Source organism: Natronococcus roseus (genome assembly GCF_043677095.1).
Classification (GTDB): Archaea; Halobacteriota; Halobacteria; order Halobacteriales; family Natrialbaceae; genus Natronococcus; species Natronococcus roseus.
In genome coordinates, this window is the sequence record NZ_JBHLJR010000019.1 from 1 (window position 1) to 699 (window position 699).

The window sequence follows — 699 nt, forward strand, 5'->3', positions numbered from 1 at the left end:
CATCGTGTTCAGATAAGCTGATTCCACGCAAAGGCGAACGATCTGAGCCACTCGTCAGCTGTTTCCGCGTACGCATTGCTGAAGCAGTTTGAAAACGAAGAGGTTCGTCGTTTTACCTCTCGAAAGACACGTTCAACGCTGTTCCGATTTCCGTGGCGTTCGTATCTGAAATCGAGATCATGTCGTTGGCAAGCGTAGTTCAGTGCTTTGTCGCCGTCGACGAGAAACACGGCGTCGTCGACGTCGTGTTTCTCGCGTAGTTCCGCAATGAATGAACTCGCTATCACTTTGGTTCTGGTCGGCTCGAGCTGTGTATGGAGTAATTCGTTCGATTCGGGATCAACCGCAGCATACAGCCAATACTGCTCATCGTTGAGTCGGATCACGGTCTCGTCAACCGCAACCTGATCCGGATTCCGACCAGAATTTGGCTGTAGATCAGCTTTGTGAACCCAGTTATGGACGGTGGATCGAGCTCGTTCAACACCGAATATCTCGAGAATACGAACAGTATTCGAAGGCGAGAGCCCAGCAAGATGAAGCTGAATACTGAGCTTCATCAACAGTCGCGGTGTTGCCTCTCGCTCCACAAAATCCAAGTCAATCTGGCCGATACTAGGACTGAGGCGTGCGTTTTCGGGCATAGAACACTTTGAAAACGCCACGCCTCACTTCTTCAACCTTATCTGAACACCGCCG

At 50.8% G+C, this 699-nt stretch carries 1 protein-coding gene; it reads right to left on the reverse strand.

The window, feature by feature from the left end; translation table 11 throughout:
• Positions 1–8: 8 nt before the first annotated feature.
• Positions 9–644 carry an IS6 family transposase gene (locus ACFEMD_RS22025; RefSeq protein ID WP_394743428.1) on the reverse strand — a complete coding sequence of 212 codons (636 nt, stop codon included), beginning with the start codon at positions 642–644 and terminating at the stop codon, positions 9–11.
• Positions 645–699: the final 55 nt, after the last annotated feature.

Excerpts from the sequence above, each read along its gene's own strand:
- ACFEMD_RS22025 (WP_394743428.1), bottom strand. The coding sequence starts at position 644 with ATGCCCGAAAACGCACGCCTCAGTCCTAGTATCGGCCAGATTGACTTG.